The sequence below is a fragment of the Streptococcus parasanguinis genome (assembly GCF_015557775.1).
GTDB classification, from domain to species: domain Bacteria; phylum Bacillota; class Bacilli; order Lactobacillales; family Streptococcaceae; genus Streptococcus; species Streptococcus parasanguinis_AA.
The window spans coordinates 40,655-58,312 of the sequence record NZ_JADNOY010000005.1; the positions used below are offsets into that span (position 1 = coordinate 40,655).

A 17,658-nucleotide genomic window follows, 5' to 3' on the forward strand; every position below is an offset into this window, starting at 1 on the left:
AGCTGTAAAATAAAGAAAAGAACAGAAAAAGGAAGCAACAATCATGTCAAACGATCTCATCCTAATGGGAGTTGTTATTGTCTTATTTGGACTTTATTTCACCCTTCAAGTAGAGCTTACTAAAGTTAGAAATCAATTCACCTATTATCTTCTAAAACCAGGTAGCATCCCCAAGGAACAAAAAGAGAAGTACCTCAAAGAACCAGAGATGGAAGCGATTCGCTTAATTCGCATCGACTATCGGATTGGCCTTCAAAATGCCAAACTTGTCTATGAGCACTTAAAGAAATAAGAAGACCCTCGTATAGTCTATACGAGGGTTTCTCTTTCAAAAAAAGGCGTCAGCTTTGGTAAAACATTGGCTACATCTGCCGATTGGATCTTGGCGAGTTGATAAGGACAAGAAGTGATGTAGGCTGCTTCAAAGAAATCAAGCGGGAGTCCACTGTGTTTTAAGGCAGCAAGCGATTTAACCTGATGAAGATCTACTAGGACCCCATCGTGGGTCAGGGTCAGATGAGGTAGAAGAGAAGATTGGGCCATCAAGGTCTTTAGACTGGCTTCTTCCTCTTTTTTTCTGCCTAGGAGTCGCTTTTTATTGGTCAGATACATACCGTTATCAATGTAGAGACTCAAGGCCTTTTGCATGATCAGATTGCTATCATAGTCCAGAATCGTCTTATAGGTTAAGACCGGCTTAAGAAGGTCTTGGGGAAGGATCATGGAAGTGATGCGAAGAGCAGAAAAGAGATTGGTCGAAAAAGACTTGATATAGATGACCCGGTCCTTTTGATTCAAATAATGAAAAGAAGGAGCATTGCTGCCATCAAGATCTCCCAAATAGTCGTCCTCAACAAGGTAGACATCATATTGGTCAGCTAGTTGCAAGATCGCTTCTTTCTGCTTGGTCGAATAGCTATGACCAAGCGGATAGTGAAAACGAGGGATCGTATAGAAGAATTTGATATGGCCACTTTTGAAAATCTCTTCAAGTTCCTCGAGATCAATCCCCGTTAAATTACGTTGAATGGTACGGTAGGCAAGTTGCTGCGAATCTAAGAGTTGGTTCATCCGATGATAAGTCGGTTGCTCGATCAAAATCTGAGACTTTTTATTGGGAAAGTCAATCTGGCTGAGGATATTGAGCGCCTGCTGAGTACCAGCAGTCAAAACAATCTGATCCGCAGTCGTATAAATACTTTCTTCCTTCAATAAGCCTTGAATGGATTGGCGTACTTCGAGTAAGCCTGCTTGGTCCGAAAAGTTATTAAAGAGATAATTCTCCCGTCCAATCAAAGTTTCATTGATACAAGTTCGGAAGTCCTCAAAAGCCTGGTTGCGGTCCTTCTCTAATTTTAGTGGAAGATCCTCATGTCGATTAGGTGCTTGCTCCAAAACATAGTAGCCACTTTGAGGCTTAGCATAGAGGAAGTGCTGGTAAGTCAAGTCCAGCAAGGCTCGTTGCACTGTGTCCTTGCTACAAGAAAATTGACCGGCTAACTGGCGAACAGAAGGAATTTTCTCTCCAGTCTCCAGTTCGCCATCTTGAATGGCTTTTTTTAGAACATGAATAATTTGTTGGTATTTGCTCGTCTTCATCCTGACTGTCCCCATACAGTTTTTTACTATTGTACAGAAAAAATCACAAAAAAACCACTCCGAAGAGTGGTGGCAGTATTACATAAAGTAAACGATGGCTAAATACTGAAGAGCAGAAGCTGCCAGGATGAAGAGGTGCCAAATCATGTGGAAGTAAGGCTTTTTCTTAACATAAAAGCCAGCTCCAACTGTGTAGCACAGGCCGCCCATGAGCATGAGACCCCAGAAGATCGGATTGGTTTGGCTAACGATTTGGGGAATAATAAAGATGACCAACCAGCCCATGATCAAGTAAAGAGCGAGACTGAACTTTTCATTGACTTTTTTGGCAAAGATTTTGTAGAGAATACCAAAGATGGTGGTCCCCCATTGGATCAAGATAATGCTGTAGCCCATCCAGTTGTTCATCAAGGTAAGGACAACCGGTGTATAACTTCCTGCGATCGCAATGTAGATCATGGAATGATCGATAATACGAAGCACATACTTTTGAGGTGAATCGTAAGACATGGCATGGTAGACGGTCGAAGACAGAAACATCAAAAAGAGACTGATCACAAAGATAGAAGTCCCAAAAGCACTGAGCAGACCGTGTTGCTCAAAGCTATAGACTGCTGAGATTGGAAGCAGGATGAGCATAAGGAGGGCTCCAACAGCATGGGTTACGCTATTGGCGATCTCTTCTCCAAAGGATAATTTTTTACTTAGTTTCATGGTGTAGTTCATTAGTTTCTTCCTCTGTTTTTACTGGTTGAATATAAGATAGGGTTTCAAGATAAAGTTGAACGGTCTGACAGGCAGAGCGAATAATGGGTGCAATCGGCTCTTTTTGTTCATTGAGATAAGCAACAAAGCTATTATAGAGAAGATCTGAGCTTGCCTGGTCCTGTAAGAAATTTAAGGTAGAAGCGATCTCCTGAATAGAAAAGACCGTTTTTAAGGTTGTAATAGCGATCAAACGAGCCACCTGTCTACGCTGGTATTTCTTCTTATCTGGTTTTTCGACATAGCCATGTTTTACGTAATTGTTGATCATGGCAGCCGTCAAGCCCTTGTCAGAAGAAGAGAGAACAGGTGCACAGGTTTTATTGACATAAAGAAGGACCTGATCGAGATAGAGATCTAGCTCAGGTAGTTGCTCCCACGTTGGATAGGAAAAAGTGGACACGAAATCTTCACCTTTCTTTAATCTAGTTTTCATAACTAGATAATAACATTTATAAAAACTCCTGTCAAGAAAATTTGAAAAATATGGTACAATAGACCTATGAAACTATTAATTCCATCCGCCAAAGAACTGAACGAACAGGCTCGTATCGTCGAGCCCCAACCCTTGTCAGAGAACACAAAAACCATCCTCCAAGCTTTGAAGGCATTCTCCCTAGAAGAATTAGCGACCTTTTACGGGATCTCAGAGGAAAGAGCTCAAGTAGAAAAAGAAAGAATTGAGGCTTTGTTAGCTGGGAGTGCTAAAACCTATCCTTCTTTGGAACTGTTTGATGGCCTTATGTATCGTAGTATCGAGCGTCAAGACTTATCCGAAAAAGAGCAGGCTTATCTGCAGGAGCATTTGTTAATCACGACTGCTTTATATGGTGTGCTACCAGCCTATGAAGGGATTGCTCCCCATCGCTTGGATTTTATGATGAAGCTAAAACCAGCTGGAAAATCTCTAAAGGTACTCTGGAAAGAGGACTATGATCGGGCAGTAGAAGATGAAGAACAGATCTTATCTCTTTTGTCTTCTGAGTTTGAACAAGTCTTTTCAAAAGCCATTCGTGAGCGAATGATTCGGATCAAATTCATGGAGAATCGTGGTGGGACCCTGAAGATTCACTCGACGATTTCAAAAAAAGCACGTGGGGCCATGGTGACAGCTATGATGAAGGAAGAAATCATCCATCTAGAAGATCTGAAATCATTAGAAGTAGCAGGTTTCTCTTATCGTGAGGATTTATCGCAAGAGAAGGAATGGGTCTTTGTGAAAGAATAAATAAAAATATTCCTGAGAAGCGTCAGGAATATTTTTTTGATCTATTAGATAAAGAGAATGCACGATGAAAACTCCAAAATAGAGGATTTTGGAGTCAGAATCGTCTTGAGCAGTAGGCTTAGGCGATATGTTTGAATTTCTTCAAGAGTTCTGTCAACTCAGCTTGCTCACCACTATTAAAGACTTGCATCAAGCGTTGAATATTTTTGATATGATCTGGAAGAGCTTCTTCGATCTTTTTACGACCGGCATCTGTAATAGATACAAGATAAGCACGGCGGTCTTCTGGATCGGTTTCGCGTGTAATCCAACCATCGCGGACCATATTGCGAATAACCACAGTCATATTTCCAGAGGTCGCAAGAATGCTATCAATCAGATCTTGAATGCGAAGATCGCCTTTGCTGTACAAGGTTTCAAGTACAGAGAATTGAGTTGGTGTCAACTGGTGCTTTTTAAAGATATGAGCCTCAGACGCACGGATCAATCGTTCTGCCTTGTGGAAGACGATCATGGTTTTTAAATCTACGTTTGCTTCTTTGAATAATCTCTTTAAATTTTCCATATCTATATTTTATCAATAAATAGTATTTCTGTCGTTTAATTTTATTTTCAAATTAGTTACAAAATTGTGACAAATTTATTAAACTATGAACAAATGATAGCATAGATGTTAATTTTACTTTGTTTATCAAACAATTTTATACTAAAACATTGTAACAGGTATGAAATATTAGTAACAATTCTTTCTTGAAAATCTATAGAATTCTAGGTAGCTTTGGTGTATAATGAGGGAGTGAAACAGAAAAATAATCTTTTTATAATATGGCAACATATAATAGGAATCTGTATCTTAGTGTTGACGGTCCTTTTTTCTTGGCTATTTCTTGCTGAAAAAACTTCTGATCGCTTGCAGGATCAAATGGCACAAGCAAGAAAAATAGCTCTGTCTCACTCTTCGATTGCGACCATTGAGACGGAGAGTTTCTTTCATGGCAAAGAAGCCTATCTTTCCTTTATTGGCAAGGACCAAGAGGGGCAAGATCTAGCGGTTTTGGTGGCGCAGGCGGATGAAGCAGTCTATACCTACCCTTTGAAAGAAGGAGTTAGCTCCAAAGAGGCAGCTTCCGTCGTCAAAGAGAAGAGTCAGGACGCGATTGATCGTGTCATTTTTGGACGCTTTAAAGGCAAACCGATCTGGGAAGTTAAGGCTGGGAGCTCTTATTATGTGGTGGATTTCAAGACTGGAAAAGTCACCGGTGTTTTTTAAGATTTGAGGAGGAAATATGAAATTATCAAATCGTGTATTGGAAATGGAAGAAAGTGTGACCTTGGCTGCAAATGCGCGTGCCAAAGCTTTGGCAGCAGAAGGTCGTGATATCTTAAGTTTGACCCTGGGTCAACCTGACTTTGCGACTCCAAAAAATATTCAAGAAGCAGCAGTCGCATCGATCGAGGATGGTCGCGCTAGCTTTTATACGGTAGCATCTGGACTTCCAGAATTGAAGGATGCCATTAGCGACTACATGAAAGAGTTTTATGGCTATGCAGTGAATCGAAATGAGGTTGTGGTCGGTACTGGTGCTAAGTTTATCATCTATGCCTTCTTTACTTCTGTCATCAATCCAGGTGATGAAGTCATCATTCCAACCCCTTGCTGGGTTTCTTATGTAGACCAGGTGAAGATGGTAGAAGGCACACCTGTTACTTTCCAAACAACAGAAGAAAATCACTTCAAGGCAACGGTAGAGCAATTGGAAGCAGCACGGACAGACAAGACCAAGGTTGTCTTGCTGAATTCGCCATCCAATCCAACAGGAATGATCTACAGTAAAGAAGAACTCGAAGCAATCGGAAACTGGGCTGTCGAGCATGATATCTTGATTTTGGCAGACGATATCTACGGGCGATTAGTCTACAATGGCAATACCTTTACGCCCATTTCTAGCTTATCAGAAGCGATTCGCAAGCAAACCATCGTGATTAACGGAGTTTCTAAAACCTATGCTATGACTGGTTGGCGGGTTGGTTTTGCTGTAGGAGATTCTGAGATTATCGGAGCTATGGCCAAGGTGATCAGCCAAACAACTTCCAACTTAACAACCGTTTCCCAATATGCCGCAATCGAAGCCCTCACAGGAGACCAATCTTCTATTGAGATCATGCGTCAAGCTTTTGAGGAACGCTTGAATACTATTTATCCTTTGTTGAATGAAGTACCTGGTTTTGAAGCCATCAAACCTCAAGGAGCCTTCTATCTCTTCCCAAATGTCAAGAAGGCCATGGAGATGAAGGGCTATACGGATGTGACGGAATTTACCACTGCAATTTTAGAAGAAGCAGAGGTTGCTTTAGTAACGGGAGCTGGCTTTGGTGCCCCTGAAAATATTCGCTTGTCTTATGCGACAGATTTGGACACCCTGAAAGAGGCTGTTCGCCGACTCAAGGCTTTTATGGAAAAATAAAATTACAAGATCCTTAGTAATGAGCTGAGGATCTTTCTCTTTAAAAAAAATCTGGTTTTCACAGGTAGAATCTAGCACTGAAAGCCTTTTTATGATACAATTAAGAAGATAATGTCTTCGGACAAGTTTAACGAGAAAAGGAAGATGAATGATGACAAAACGGATTACTATCATCGAAGTAAAAGACTATGTTGGTCAAGAAGTGACCATCGGTGCTTGGGTGGCTAACAAATCAGGTAAAGGAAAAATTGCTTTCTTGCAATTGCGTGACGGGACTGCCTTTTTCCAAGGTGTGGCTTTTAAACCAAACTTTATCGAAAAATTCGGAGAAGAAGTGGGTCTTGAAAAATTTGATACCATCAAACGCTTGAGCCAAGAAACATCTGTCTTTGTAACAGGGATTGTTAAAGAAGACGAGCGTTCTAAATTTGGTTATGAGCTCGATATCACAGATATTGAAGTGATCGGTGAATCACAAGATTACCCAATCACTCCAAAAGAACACGGTACAGACTTCTTGATGGACAACCGCCATTTGTGGCTTCGTTCACGCAAGCAAGTTGCTGTGATGCAAATTCGTAATGCTATTATCTATGCAACTTATGAGTTCTTCGATAAGAACGGCTTCATGAAGTTTGATAGCCCAATTCTTTCAGGAAATGCGGCGGAAGATTCAACTGAATTGTTTGAAACAGACTACTTTGGAACACCAGCCTACTTGAGCCAATCAGGACAGCTTTATCTTGAAGCTGGTGCTATGGCCCTTGGTCGCGTCTTTGACTTTGGTCCAGTATTCCGTGCCGAAAAATCTAAGACTCGTCGTCACTTGACAGAGTTCTGGATGATGGATGCTGAGTATTCATACTTGACCCACGATGAGTCACTTGACTTGCAAGAAGCTTATGTCAAAGCTCTTCTTCAAGGCGTTTTGGATCGTGCTCCTCAAGCCTTGGAAACATTGGAACGTGATACTGAGCTCTTGAAACGCTACATTGCTGAACCATTCAAACGGATCACTTATGATGAAGCGATTGATCTCTTGCAAGAGCATGAAAACGATGAAGATGCAGATTACGAGCATTTGGAACATGGAGACGACTTCGGTTCACCACATGAAACATGGATTTCAAACCACTTTGGTGTGCCAACCTTCGTGATCAACTATCCAGCTGACATCAAGGCCTTCTATATGAAACCAGTTCCTGGTAACCCAGACCGCGTGCTTTGTGCAGACTTGCTCGCACCAGAAGGCTACGGAGAAATCATCGGTGGATCTATGCGTGAGGAAGACTACGACGCCCTTGTAGCGAAGATGGAATCTCTTGGCATGGATCTTACAGAGTATGAATTCTACCTTGACCTTCGTAAATACGGTACAGTCCCACACGGTGGATTTGGTATTGGGATTGAGCGTATGGTAACCTTCGCAGCTGGTACTAAACACATCCGTGAAGCCATTCCGTTCCCACGTATGTTGCACCGTATTAAACCTTAATAGACGTAAAAACGCCATTAGGCGTTTTTCACTTTTCTCTGCTTCAAAAAACTATGAAAGGAATTTCAATGCTGAAAATAGACATCATTGATGGGAAAGAATACGAGAATGGTCAGGGGTCTTTGATCGCAGATCTAGACCATAGCATTCAACAGATGCTCAAGACCTCCTACCCGGAAAGTCAAATGGATGATTTTATCACGTATAAAAATTTGAGCCAATATTGTATGGATTATCTTGGACAGATTATTGAGCGTGCAAATGATAAAAACGAAGCCATTAAACAGCAGGTGACAGGTGTCATGCCCGAAAGCGAGCGCCCCTTTAACGTTGAAGACCGCTTGACAGCCAGCTATACTTTTGGTCAGCGGGTGGCTGATTCTGTTGCACGCTTCGGTGGTTCTTGGACCTTTATTATTAGTTTTATCCTGATGATGGCTATCTGGATGTTGATCAATGTCTTGCATCCCTTTGGCTGGAATTTTGACCCTTATCCTTTCATCTTGCTCAATCTAGCACTTTCTACGATTGCGGCGATTCAAGCTCCTTTGATCATGATGAGCCAAAACAGGGCAGCAGATTATGATCGCCTGCAAGCGCGAAATGACTTTAACGTCAATATGGAGTCGGAAAGAGAAATTCGCTTACTGCATACGAAGATTGATCATATGGTGCAGCAAGACCAGACAGATTTACTGGAAATTCAAAAGTTGCAAACCGAATTATTGGTGTCCTTGTCTAATCAAGTGGCCCAGCTGCGTCAAGAAATGAATCAAGAAAAATGAAGGAGGTGGAGAAGATGTAGGCAAATCTAAGTAAGTCTTTTAGAAACACTTATATAATCTATTGAAAGAGGAAAAACAATGTTTAAAAGAACTTACAAACGCAATATTTCACTCCTAGCAGGTCTGGAATTTACATCTTATTTTGGAATCACCAGTTTTTGGATTCTCTTTTTTATTCAGAATGGCCTTTCTTTGCTTCAGATTGGTTTATTAGAGAGTATCTTTCATGGGACGAGCCTTTTATGTGAGATCCCATCTGGTATGTTGGCTGATCGCTTTAGCTACAAGACCAATCTTTATTTGGCTCGCTTGTCCAGTATTGGATCTTCTATCTTGATTTTATTTGGTCAGGGGAATTTTTGGATCTATGCCATTGCTATGATGGTCAATGCTTGGTCTTATAATTTTGACTCGGGGACCAGTACCGCTTTCTTATTTGATTCAGCAGTGGAAGCAGGTCAAAAGGACCGTTATCTTCAGATTTCCAGCTTCTTGTCTGGTGTGGCCGAAGTCACCCGAACTTTAGGTACAGTGGTGGCAGGCTTTTTTATTCACGGAGCATTGGCTTGGACCTATTATATTGCTATTGGGCTTTCCTTGCTTTCCATTCTTTTGATCTTTCTCATGAAAGAGCCAGAGAGCAAGAGTGATGAAAGAAATCATTTGACCTTAAAGCGGATATTGGAGGTAGTGAAACAAGAATGGCAGGACAAACCAGTCTTGTTTTACTGGATGCTCACCTATCAGTTGGTAGGGACCATCATGTGTATGTTTTATTATTACTACCAACAGAAAATTAGTGACTTAGCTAGTTGGCAAGTTTCGCTTATCATGTTGATTGGTAGTGGATTCAATCTCCTAGCGGTTTATTTGGCCAGTCAAATCGGGAAAAAATGGAATAGTAATCAAGTCTTTCCGATTCTGGTTGCACTAACAGGGTTGGCCTTGCTTTTGGTAGGTGTAAAGACTCCATTTGCCTATCTGAGTGTCTATCTCTTGACCAATGCCCTTTATGCCGTTTATCAACCTATCTACTACAATGATTTACAAGCTTATCTGCCATCCAGTGTACGAGCAACTATGCTGAGTATCAATTCGATGATGTTTAGTTTATCTATGATCGTGTTTTTCCCACTGACTGGTTGGTTGATCGATACTTGTGGCTTTGTAGCTGTTTTTCTTGTGCTAGGCCTGATAACACTATTCTCTTTCCCTCTACTAATGATTGGATTGGGGAAAATGGGTAAGACCTTAAGCAAGGTGCCAAAGAAGGAATAAGATTTCTGACCTTCATCTGGTCAGTATTCAGCTCTCTCTGCTCTGCAGGGAGAGTTTTTTCATCTTAAGAATTTGTGGTAAAATATGTATATCCATTAAAAAAAGAATCGAGTCGTATGAAATCATTATTGAAGTATTTTAAGGGCTATTTATGGGAAACTTTTCTAGGGCCCGTGTTTAAGCTCTTAGAAGCTATTTTTGAATTGTGTGTCCCCTTAATCATCGCCCACTTAGTCGATCAGGTCATTCCGAAAAAGGAAACGAGCGCAGTGGTGATGACGGTCGGTGTTTTGTTTTTATTTGCGAGCTTTGGGGTCGTCGTAGCTATTACAGCCCAGTATTTTTCTTCTAAGGCAGCAGTCGGCTTTACCCGCGAGATGACCAAGGATTTGTATGATAAGATCTTATCACTTCCAAAGGACAAGCGCGATAGGATCGGTACTTCTAGTTTGGTAACACGCCTTACCTCTGATACCTATCAAATCCAGGTTGGGATCAATCTCTTCTTGCGGCTTTTTTTGAGGGCACCGATTATTGTCTTTGGAGCTATCATCATGGCCTTCACCATCAGTCCTAAATTAACCCTTTGGTTCTTGGGGATGGTAGCGATTTTAACCCTAATTATTGTGATCATGTCTCGGATTGTCAATCCTCTTTTTGCCAAGATTCGGAAAATCACAGACCGAATGGTCACGGTGACGCGTCAGCAATTTCAAGGGATGCGGGTGATTCGGGCCTTTGGACAGCAAGTGAGTGAATTGGACGAATTTAAAGAAGTTAATCAAGACTATAAGATCTGGCAAATTCGTGCTGGTATCTGGTCTAGTTTGGTGAGTCCCTTGACCTTCCTTGTGGTCAATACGACCTTGGTTTGTGTCATTTGGCAAGGACAATTGAATATCTCTGCTGGTCTTTTAACCCAAGGGATGTTGGTAGCTTTGGTCAATTATTTATTACAAATTTTAACAGAATTGATCAAACTGGCTATGCTGGTCACGTCTTTAAATGTCAGCTATATTTCTGCCAAGCGTGTCCAAGAGATTTTTGATTTGAAGGAAGAAGACCTGCTTGAAGCTTTGCCAGTAGAAACTGCAACAGAGCAAGAAGCGATCAGCGCCCAGAAAGTTTCTTTCACTTATCCAACGGCTTCAAGCCCAGCTCTAGAAGATATTTCCTTTGATCTGGGTCATGGACAGATGTTAGGAATTATCGGTGGTACAGGATCTGGGAAATCCACCCTGGTTCAGTTATTGAGTCATTTGTATGCCGTGAGTCAGGGGGAATTAGCCCTCCATCATCAAGGTCACTCTCCTAAAACTCTCAAGGAGTGGCGGGAGTGGGTAGCTGTTGTCCCACAGAAGGCAGAGCTCTTTAGAGGGACTATCCGCTCGAATCTCTTACTAGGGATGGAAGAAAATCTATCGGATGATGATTTGTGGTGGGCCCTAGAAACAGCTCAGGCGGCTGATTTTGTCCGTGAAAAAGAAGGACAACTCGATGAGCCAGTGGAAGCCTTTGGTCGAAATTTCTCAGGTGGCCAACGTCAGCGGTTGACCATTGCGCGTGCCCTTTTGAAGAAGGCTCCTTTCTTGATGTTGGATGATTCAACTTCTGCCTTGGATTATTTGACGGAAGCACGTCTCTTAAAATCGATAAAAGAAGAATTGAGTGATACGAGTTTGATCTTAGTATCTCAACGAACCAATAGTCTCAAGTCTGCTGATCAGATTTTAGTCTTGAACAAGGGACATCAAGTAGGACTGGGAAATCACGATTTCCTTTTGTCTACCAATGAGATTTATCAAGAAATTCATTATTCACAACACGGGAGGGAGGAAGCATGAGTCAAAAACGTTCTAGTTATGTAAAACGTCTGTTTAGAGATTTTGCTCACCATCCCGGGCTCCTGATTCTAGCTAGTCTCGGAACCATCGCTCAAGTGGCCTTAACAGTCTGGTTACCGATCCTGATTGGACATGCGGTTGACTTGGTCATTAATCCTCAAGGGATGAAAGTCTTATGGCCCGTTTTGATCCAAATGGTTCTGGTCATTGTGGCCAATACCTTGATCCAATGGATCAATCCCTTGTTATATAATCAATTGGTCTATCGGTTTAGCCAAAGCCTAAGAGCAGAAGTGATGGAAAAAGTACACCGATTGCCCTTGTCTTATCTAGATAAACAAGGGAGCGGGGACTTCGTCAGTCGCCTCACGACCGATGTAGAGCAACTCAATAGTGGTCTTCTGATGGTCTTTAACCAGTTCTTTGTTGGCCTCTTAACCATTCTTGTCACTATCGTGACGATGGCGGAATTGGATTTCTTTATGATGGTGGCGGTTCTGGTCTTGACCCCTTTATCCCTGTTGATTGCTCGTTTCATTGCCAAGCGCTCCTATACGCTTTTCCAAGCGCAAACCAAGGCGCGTGGTCTTCAAACTCAGTTGATCGAAGAGTCTTTGACCCAGGAAAGTTTGATCCAGTCCTTTAACGCTCAGGATCAATTCCGTAAGGCTTTTAAGGGGACGAATGAAAGCTATGCCAATTATTCCCAATCCGCTGTCTTTTATTCTTCAACTGTCAACCCTGCCACTCGCTTTGTGAATGCCTTGATTTATGCAGTAGTGGCTGGATTTGGTGCTGTACGCATTATTTCGGGATCTCACTTTACTGTCGGTCAATTGGTGACCTTCCTCAATTATGTCAACCAATATACCAAACCCTTTAATGACATCTCCTCCGTCTTGTCAGAACTCCAAAGTGCCCTTGCCTGTGCAGAGCGTTTGTACAGCGTCTTGGATCAAGCTGAGGTCGAAGAGACGGGTCATCAGGTCCTGGAAAGTCAGGATGTCAAAGGAGCGATTGGTTTTGAACACGTCACATTTGACTATGATTTGGGGCGGACCTTGATCAAAGATTTAACCATTCAGGTTCCAGCCGCCAGTAAGGTTGCCATTGTAGGACCTACAGGAGCTGGAAAGTCGACCTTGATTAATCTGCTCATGCGTTTCTACCCTGTTAATTCTGGAGAGATCACGATTGATGGGGTGCCAATTACGGACTACACCCGTGCTTCTTACCGCCAACAGTTTGGTATGGTTCTGCAAGAAACCTGGCTCAAGGTTGGGACCATTCATGAAAATATTGCCTTTTCTCGTCCACATGCAACTAGAGAAGAAGTCATAGAAGCAGCCAATGCAGCCAATGCAGATTTCTTCATTCGGCAGTTGCCACAAGGGTACGATACCTATCTTTCAGATGCTGGAGAGTCTTTGTCTCAAGGACAACGCCAACTCTTAACGATTGCGCGGGTTTTCCTTTCAGTTCCTAAGATTTTGATCTTGGATGAGGCGACATCCTCCATCGATACTCGGACGGAGGTCTTGATTCAAGATGCCTTTAATCAACTAATGAAAGGACGGACCAGCTTTATCATTGCTCACCGCTTGTCGACCATTCAAAATGCCGATATGATTCTTGTCATGGTGGATGGTGATATAGTTGAGCATGGCACTCATGAAGAGCTAATGCAAGCGCAAGGTGTTTACTACAAGATGCAGACTGCTCAGCAACAGATTAGTTAAAATGAAAAGAGAGTGGGACAGAAATCGGTAATTCGTTAGAATTCGATTTCGTCGTCCCACCTCCGCACAGTTGGGTAGGGCTGTAAAAGCTGATGAAATCAGCGTAGTAGAGCCCACTCAACCACTGCGTCTTGCTCGACAATCCAAAAATAATTGAGAGGCTAGGACTTTTGTCCCAGCCTCTTTTTTCGTCTAAAAAAACATCTAGCAAAATTGCTAGATGCTTCAAAAACCACTATTTTTAAACGTTTAGAACCTTATCCAAGAATTCTTTCAAACGTGGGTGTTGTGGGTTGTCGAAGATTTGGTCTGGTTTGCCGTCTTCGAGGAATTCACCGTCTGCGGTAAAGATAACCCGGTTGGCTACTTGGCGGGCAAATCCCATCTCGTGGGTAACGATGATCATGGTCATGCCTTGCTCTGCCAACTCTTTCATAACGTTCAATACATCTCCAACCATCTCAGGGTCAAGGGCAGAAGTAGGTTCGTCAAAGAGCATAATATCTGGATTCATGGCAAGTCCACGTGCGATAGCCACACGTTGTTTTTGACCACCGGAAAGGCTGTTTGGATTGGCATCTGCTTTATCTGCGAGACCAACTTTTTCCAACAATTCCATCCCGACTTTTTGAGCTTCTTCACGGGTCATCAGTTTGTGCTCTACTGGCGCAAACATAATATTTTCAAGGACGCTCATGTGAGGGAAGAGGTTGAAGTGTTGGAAAACCATCCCGATATTTTCACGGACTAGATCAACATTAGTTTTTGGATCGGTTAGATCATATCCATTAACTGTAATTTGACCTTTTGTAACTTCTTCGAGGAGATTGAGACTACGAAGGAAGGTCGATTTACCTGAACCGGATGGTCCGATAATACAAACCACATCTCCTTCATAGAATTTTGTTGAAATTCCTTTTAGGACCTCATTTTTACCATAGTATTTGTGGAGGTCATGGACATCAATTTTTAATTTAGCCATTAGTTAACCTTCTTTTCTAATTTTTTTGCAAATCGTGTTAGCAAGGTGATAATCACGAGGTAGAAGACGGCAAGGATCGCATACATCTTGAAACTTTGGTAGTTTCGAGCGATGATGATCTTACCAGTTTGGAAGAGTTCTACCAATCCGATCGCAGAAACGATCGTCGTATCTTTCAGCGCAATGACGAATTGGTTCACAAAGTTTGGAAGCATGAGTTTGGTTGCTTGTGGCAAGATGATCTTACGCATGGTCTTGCCATAAGAGATTCCAAGGCTTCGGCTGGCTTCCATCTGTCCAATCGGTACAGCTTGAATCCCCCCGCGGACAATTTCTGCGATGTAAGCAGCAGCATTGAGGGAGAGGGCGATAGTGCCTGCTACAAAGTCGTTGATTGGGGATTGATGACCTGTGACAGATTCAATCAAGTTTGGAACTCCCCAGAAGATGAAGGCAGCAAGGATCATCAGTGGGATCCCACGAATAACATCGACAAAGATTTCTGCTGTCCAGCGGAGCCATTTATAAGGGCTAACACTAAACATCCCAAAGATAACACCGATCACCATAGCAATCGCGAAAGAGAGAAGTGCAAGGGCAAGAGTTACACCCAAACCACTTAGCAATTGTTTGTAGTTGTTTTGGAGCAAGCCCCAGATTGTTGTTTCATCTACGGCTGTACTTGAAGTACTTGATTTGCTATCTGACTTAAGATATTTATCGAGAATCTTTTGGTATTGGCCATTTTTCTTCAAGTTTGCAAGACCGTTATTGAACATTTCGATCAATTCAGGATTTTCACCTTTTTTAACGGCAAATGCTAGTTGACCACTTGGAGTTCCTTCGATAGGTGTTTTGAATTTACGTCCTTGTTTAATAGCGTATTTGATCACCGGTTCGTCATCCATAATCGCAGCGACAGAACCTGAGTTCAAGCTATCATACATAGAAGCCCCGTCAGAGAATGTTTTGATCTTGTAGCCATATTTATTTTTATTCTTTTCAAGGAAGGTCTGCGATGCAGTTCCGTTTTTAACACCGACCGTCTTACCTTTTAGGTCATCGTAAGAATCAATCTTGCTATCCTTTTGGACTGCAAGAATAGAGTTAGCAGTATAATATGGTTCAGAAAAATCAAATGTTTCTTTCCGAGCATCTGTTACGGTCATCCCTGCGATCATTCCTTGCGCATGACCAGATTGGACATCACTTACCGCAGCGTCAAATCCAGGGTTATCAATTTCAATGGTAAATCCTTGGTCTTTGGCAATGGCCTTGATCAAGTCCATATCGATCCCTGTATACTTATTTTTCCCATTCTGGAAAACGAATGGTGCAAAGGAAGAATCACTTGAGATACTATATTTTGATTTTTTGGGAGTTGCTTTTTGACCAGCAGGAGTAGTTGTTGTTGGAACAGCACTGTTAGCAGTTGATTGGCTTTCACCGGTCCATTTCTTGATGATCTCATCAAGTGTTCCATCAGCTTTCATTTGAGCGAGGGCCTTGTTAAATTCAGTGATCAACTTTTCATGATTTCCACCTTTTTTAACACCAAAGGCAAAGCCACCGACTGCTTCCCCGTCCATATTGATAGCTAGGTCCTGACCCTTTTGGATGGCGTATTGAATGACGGGTTGATCATCCATGACTGCATCCACTGCACCAGCTGTTAAACTATTGTACATGAGATCACCCGTATCAAAAGTCTTGATCTTGTAGCCGTACTTGTCCTTGTTTTTATCGAGGAAGCGTTGAGCTGCAGTACCGTTTTTAACACCGACGGTCTTCCCTTTTAATTGGCTGTACTTCGTGATTTTGTCAGCTTTCTTCGTCGCAATGACAACTTTTGTATCGTAGTAAGTATCAGACATGGTGAAGACTTTTTCGCGTTCAGTTGTTTTGGTCATTCCGGCCATAATGGCATCCGCTTGACCAGCTTGGACAGCATTAACTGCAGCATCAAATCCAGGGAAGGATTTATCTAAATCCCAGCCATTGATTTCAGCGACCTTGTCCAAGATTTCTACGTCAATTCCTTTATAGGTTTGATCTGAATCTTTAAATTCAAATGGTGCATAAGCTGTGTCGAAAACGACCTTGATCGTCTCAGCATGAGCATGACCAGCGAATGCAACGAATGGAAATAAGAAAAGCAAATAGGCTAGTAATTTTTTCTTCATTTCTGTCTCCTTTTTCTTCATTTCTCTTTGGGTGTTTGACCCATGAGTGCATTGACCAAAGGATGGCCTGAAAAAACAAAACATTCATACCAAATAGAGTATGAATGATCTTATGTTTTTCTATAAAAGCTATTATATCAGAAAAGTATCAGTTTAGCAAGAAAAATCAACCTTTGATGTCAGGTTTTCTAACATGAGGTGGTGTTGCAGGTCTGGATTTTCTTTGCTACAATGGACCTATCAGATAAATGGAGGTTACTAGATGAAGAAAGGGTTGATCATTCAGGGTATCAAAACGAAAACTTCAGTGTCAGTTTTCGTTTCTACACTATTCTACGTGTTTTTAGCTTCCTTCTTTATAGAAGGGGGACTATGGCTCAGTAGTGAATTGGTGGGACCATTTTCCATTGCAATAGGTTATTTAACCGAGTTCTTCTCACCAGGAAATGGGGTTGCAAGTATTCAAGAGTTTTTCTACCATTATATTCTCTATTATGAGCTCTTCAGTTTTGTATTTATTCTCTTACTCTTTATTTTTTGGGTGAAAGTAATAGAGAAGAATTCCTTATCAACTTTAGGTTTTGTAAAAAAGAACTGGCTCAAGTATCTAGGTTGGGGAATCTTGATTTCCCTTCTTCAAATGGGTGTGATTGCCCTTGTCTACCAAGTGGGCGGAATCGGGACTTTTGAGCTGAATGAATTAAGTTTAGAACCCATTCTCTTTATTCTAGGTTTATTCCCATTTTGGCTCCTTCAAGGAGGGACTGAAGAAGTAGCGACGCGGGGTTGGCTCCTGACTCGGATTGCTGCAAGAACCAATCTTCCCTTAGCAATCGGGATTTCTAGTAGTCTCTTTGGCATTCTTCATCTGGGAAATTCAGGAGTGACCTTCACATCTCTACTGAATATTGTCCTTGATGGGGTGCTGGCTGCTCTGCTTTTTATCTATACGGATAGTATTTGGCTAGTGGTCGCCCAACACGGCACCTGGAACTATGTACAAGGCAATCTCCTTGGTTTTCAAGTCAGTGGAACGGGGGCAGACGCCTCTATCTTCAGCTTTACTATGGGGTCAGGACCTGACTGGCTGACCGGAGGAGCATTTGGAGCGGAAGGATCGATCATCACAACTCTGGTTCTTCTAGTATCCGTCGTGATTGTCTACCGCTTAGGGGAGAGGAAAGAAAAGTTTGATGACTAACCTCTGTGTAATGTCTGAAAGTCATATATGAAAAAGACAAACACCAAAAATGACGTTTGTCTGCATTCTGAGTCGAACACATAATGATGAGTTC

16 protein-coding genes are annotated in these 17,658 nt (G+C 42.0%); 10 read left to right on the forward strand and 6 right to left on the reverse strand.

Features of this window, described 5'->3' with window-relative positions:
- The first annotated feature begins 43 nt into the window (after positions 1–43).
- On the forward strand, positions 44–292 hold the full coding sequence (locus I2F76_RS07350; RefSeq protein ID WP_195487549.1) for a hypothetical protein: 249 nt from the start codon (positions 44–46) through the stop codon (positions 290–292).
- Between the two features lie 17 nt (positions 293–309).
- Here I2F76_RS07350 and I2F76_RS07355 read toward each other — a convergent pair whose 3' ends face one another.
- The 3 genes from I2F76_RS07355 to I2F76_RS07365 all read right to left on the reverse strand — a co-directional run bounded on the left by I2F76_RS07355 (position 310) and on the right by I2F76_RS07365 (position 2,800).
- Complete coding sequence (locus I2F76_RS07355) at positions 310–1,614, reverse strand: PLP-dependent aminotransferase family protein (RefSeq protein ID WP_195487550.1); 1,305 nt, start codon at positions 1,612–1,614, stop codon at positions 310–312.
- A 63-nt stretch (positions 1,615–1,677) separates the two neighbouring features.
- Positions 1,678–2,325 carry a PAQR family membrane homeostasis protein TrhA gene (gene trhA / locus I2F76_RS07360; protein WP_049498292.1) on the reverse strand — a complete coding sequence of 216 codons (648 nt, stop codon included), beginning with the start codon at positions 2,323–2,325 and terminating at the stop codon, positions 1,678–1,680.
- Positions 2,300–2,800, reverse strand: coding sequence for a DUF1836 domain-containing protein (locus I2F76_RS07365; protein ID WP_195487551.1), 501 nt, complete (start codon positions 2,798–2,800; stop codon positions 2,300–2,302). The genes trhA and I2F76_RS07365 overlap by 26 nt, the downstream gene beginning before the upstream one ends.
- 66 nt (positions 2,801–2,866) lie before the next feature.
- Here I2F76_RS07365 and yaaA point away from each other — a divergent pair, with 66 nt between their 5' ends.
- Positions 2,867–3,592 carry a peroxide stress protein YaaA gene (yaaA, locus tag I2F76_RS07370; RefSeq protein ID WP_151191193.1) on the forward strand — a complete coding sequence of 242 codons (726 nt, stop codon included), beginning with the start codon at positions 2,867–2,869 and terminating at the stop codon, positions 3,590–3,592.
- A 118-nt stretch (positions 3,593–3,710) separates the two neighbouring features.
- On the opposite strand, the gene I2F76_RS07375 is transcribed toward yaaA, so the two are convergent.
- A complete protein-coding gene (locus I2F76_RS07375) occupies positions 3,711–4,157 on the reverse strand; it encodes a MarR family winged helix-turn-helix transcriptional regulator (protein ID WP_003001765.1) in 447 nt (148 codons plus the stop codon).
- 291 nt (positions 4,158–4,448) lie between these two features.
- On the opposite strand from I2F76_RS07375, the gene I2F76_RS07380 reads away from it, so the two are divergent.
- The 7 genes from I2F76_RS07380 (at position 4,449) to I2F76_RS07410 (ending at position 13,198) form a co-directional block, all read left to right on the forward strand.
- Entirely contained in the window at positions 4,449–4,862 is a 414-nt protein-coding gene (locus I2F76_RS07380; protein WP_070675582.1) for a DUF5590 domain-containing protein, read from the forward strand.
- Between the two features lie 16 nt (positions 4,863–4,878).
- Positions 4,879–6,057, forward strand: coding sequence for a pyridoxal phosphate-dependent aminotransferase (locus I2F76_RS07385; RefSeq protein ID WP_003007583.1), 1,179 nt, complete (start codon positions 4,879–4,881; stop codon positions 6,055–6,057).
- Positions 6,058–6,205: 148 nt separating this feature from the next.
- Positions 6,206–7,552: an asparagine--tRNA ligase gene (gene asnS / locus I2F76_RS07390; RefSeq protein ID WP_195487552.1), complete on the forward strand. Its 1,347-nt coding sequence runs from the start codon at positions 6,206–6,208 to the stop codon at positions 7,550–7,552.
- A 68-nt stretch (positions 7,553–7,620) separates the two neighbouring features.
- Positions 7,621–8,337: a DUF1003 domain-containing protein gene (locus I2F76_RS07395; RefSeq protein ID WP_195487553.1), complete on the forward strand. Its 717-nt coding sequence runs from the start codon at positions 7,621–7,623 to the stop codon at positions 8,335–8,337.
- A 78-nt stretch (positions 8,338–8,415) separates the two neighbouring features.
- Complete coding sequence (locus I2F76_RS07400) at positions 8,416–9,615, forward strand: MFS transporter (RefSeq protein WP_195487554.1); 1,200 nt, start codon at positions 8,416–8,418, stop codon at positions 9,613–9,615.
- A gap of 116 nt (positions 9,616–9,731) precedes the next feature.
- Complete coding sequence (locus I2F76_RS07405; protein WP_195487555.1) at positions 9,732–11,459, forward strand: ABC transporter ATP-binding protein; 1,728 nt, start codon at positions 9,732–9,734, stop codon at positions 11,457–11,459.
- Positions 11,456–13,198: an ABC transporter ATP-binding protein gene (locus I2F76_RS07410; protein ID WP_195487556.1), complete on the forward strand. Its 1,743-nt coding sequence runs from the start codon at positions 11,456–11,458 to the stop codon at positions 13,196–13,198. The genes I2F76_RS07405 and I2F76_RS07410 overlap by 4 nt, the downstream gene beginning before the upstream one ends.
- Before the next feature lie 241 nt (positions 13,199–13,439).
- Here the strand turns inward: I2F76_RS07410 and I2F76_RS07415 are convergent, their stop codons facing one another.
- Both I2F76_RS07415 and I2F76_RS07420 read right to left on the reverse strand, forming a co-directional pair.
- Positions 13,440–14,180 (reverse strand): amino acid ABC transporter ATP-binding protein, encoded by a 741-nt coding sequence (locus tag I2F76_RS07415; protein WP_195487557.1) that lies wholly within the window; start codon positions 14,178–14,180, stop codon positions 13,440–13,442.
- A complete protein-coding gene (locus tag I2F76_RS07420; protein WP_195487558.1) occupies positions 14,180–16,363 on the reverse strand; it encodes an amino acid ABC transporter substrate-binding protein/permease in 2,184 nt (727 codons plus the stop codon). Before I2F76_RS07420 ends, I2F76_RS07415 begins: the two co-directional genes overlap by 1 nt.
- Before the next feature lie 262 nt (positions 16,364–16,625).
- Here I2F76_RS07420 and I2F76_RS07425 point away from each other — a divergent pair, with 262 nt between their 5' ends.
- Positions 16,626–17,564: a CPBP family intramembrane glutamic endopeptidase gene (locus I2F76_RS07425; RefSeq protein WP_195487559.1), complete on the forward strand. Its 939-nt coding sequence runs from the start codon at positions 16,626–16,628 to the stop codon at positions 17,562–17,564.
- Positions 17,565–17,658: the final 94 nt, after the last annotated feature.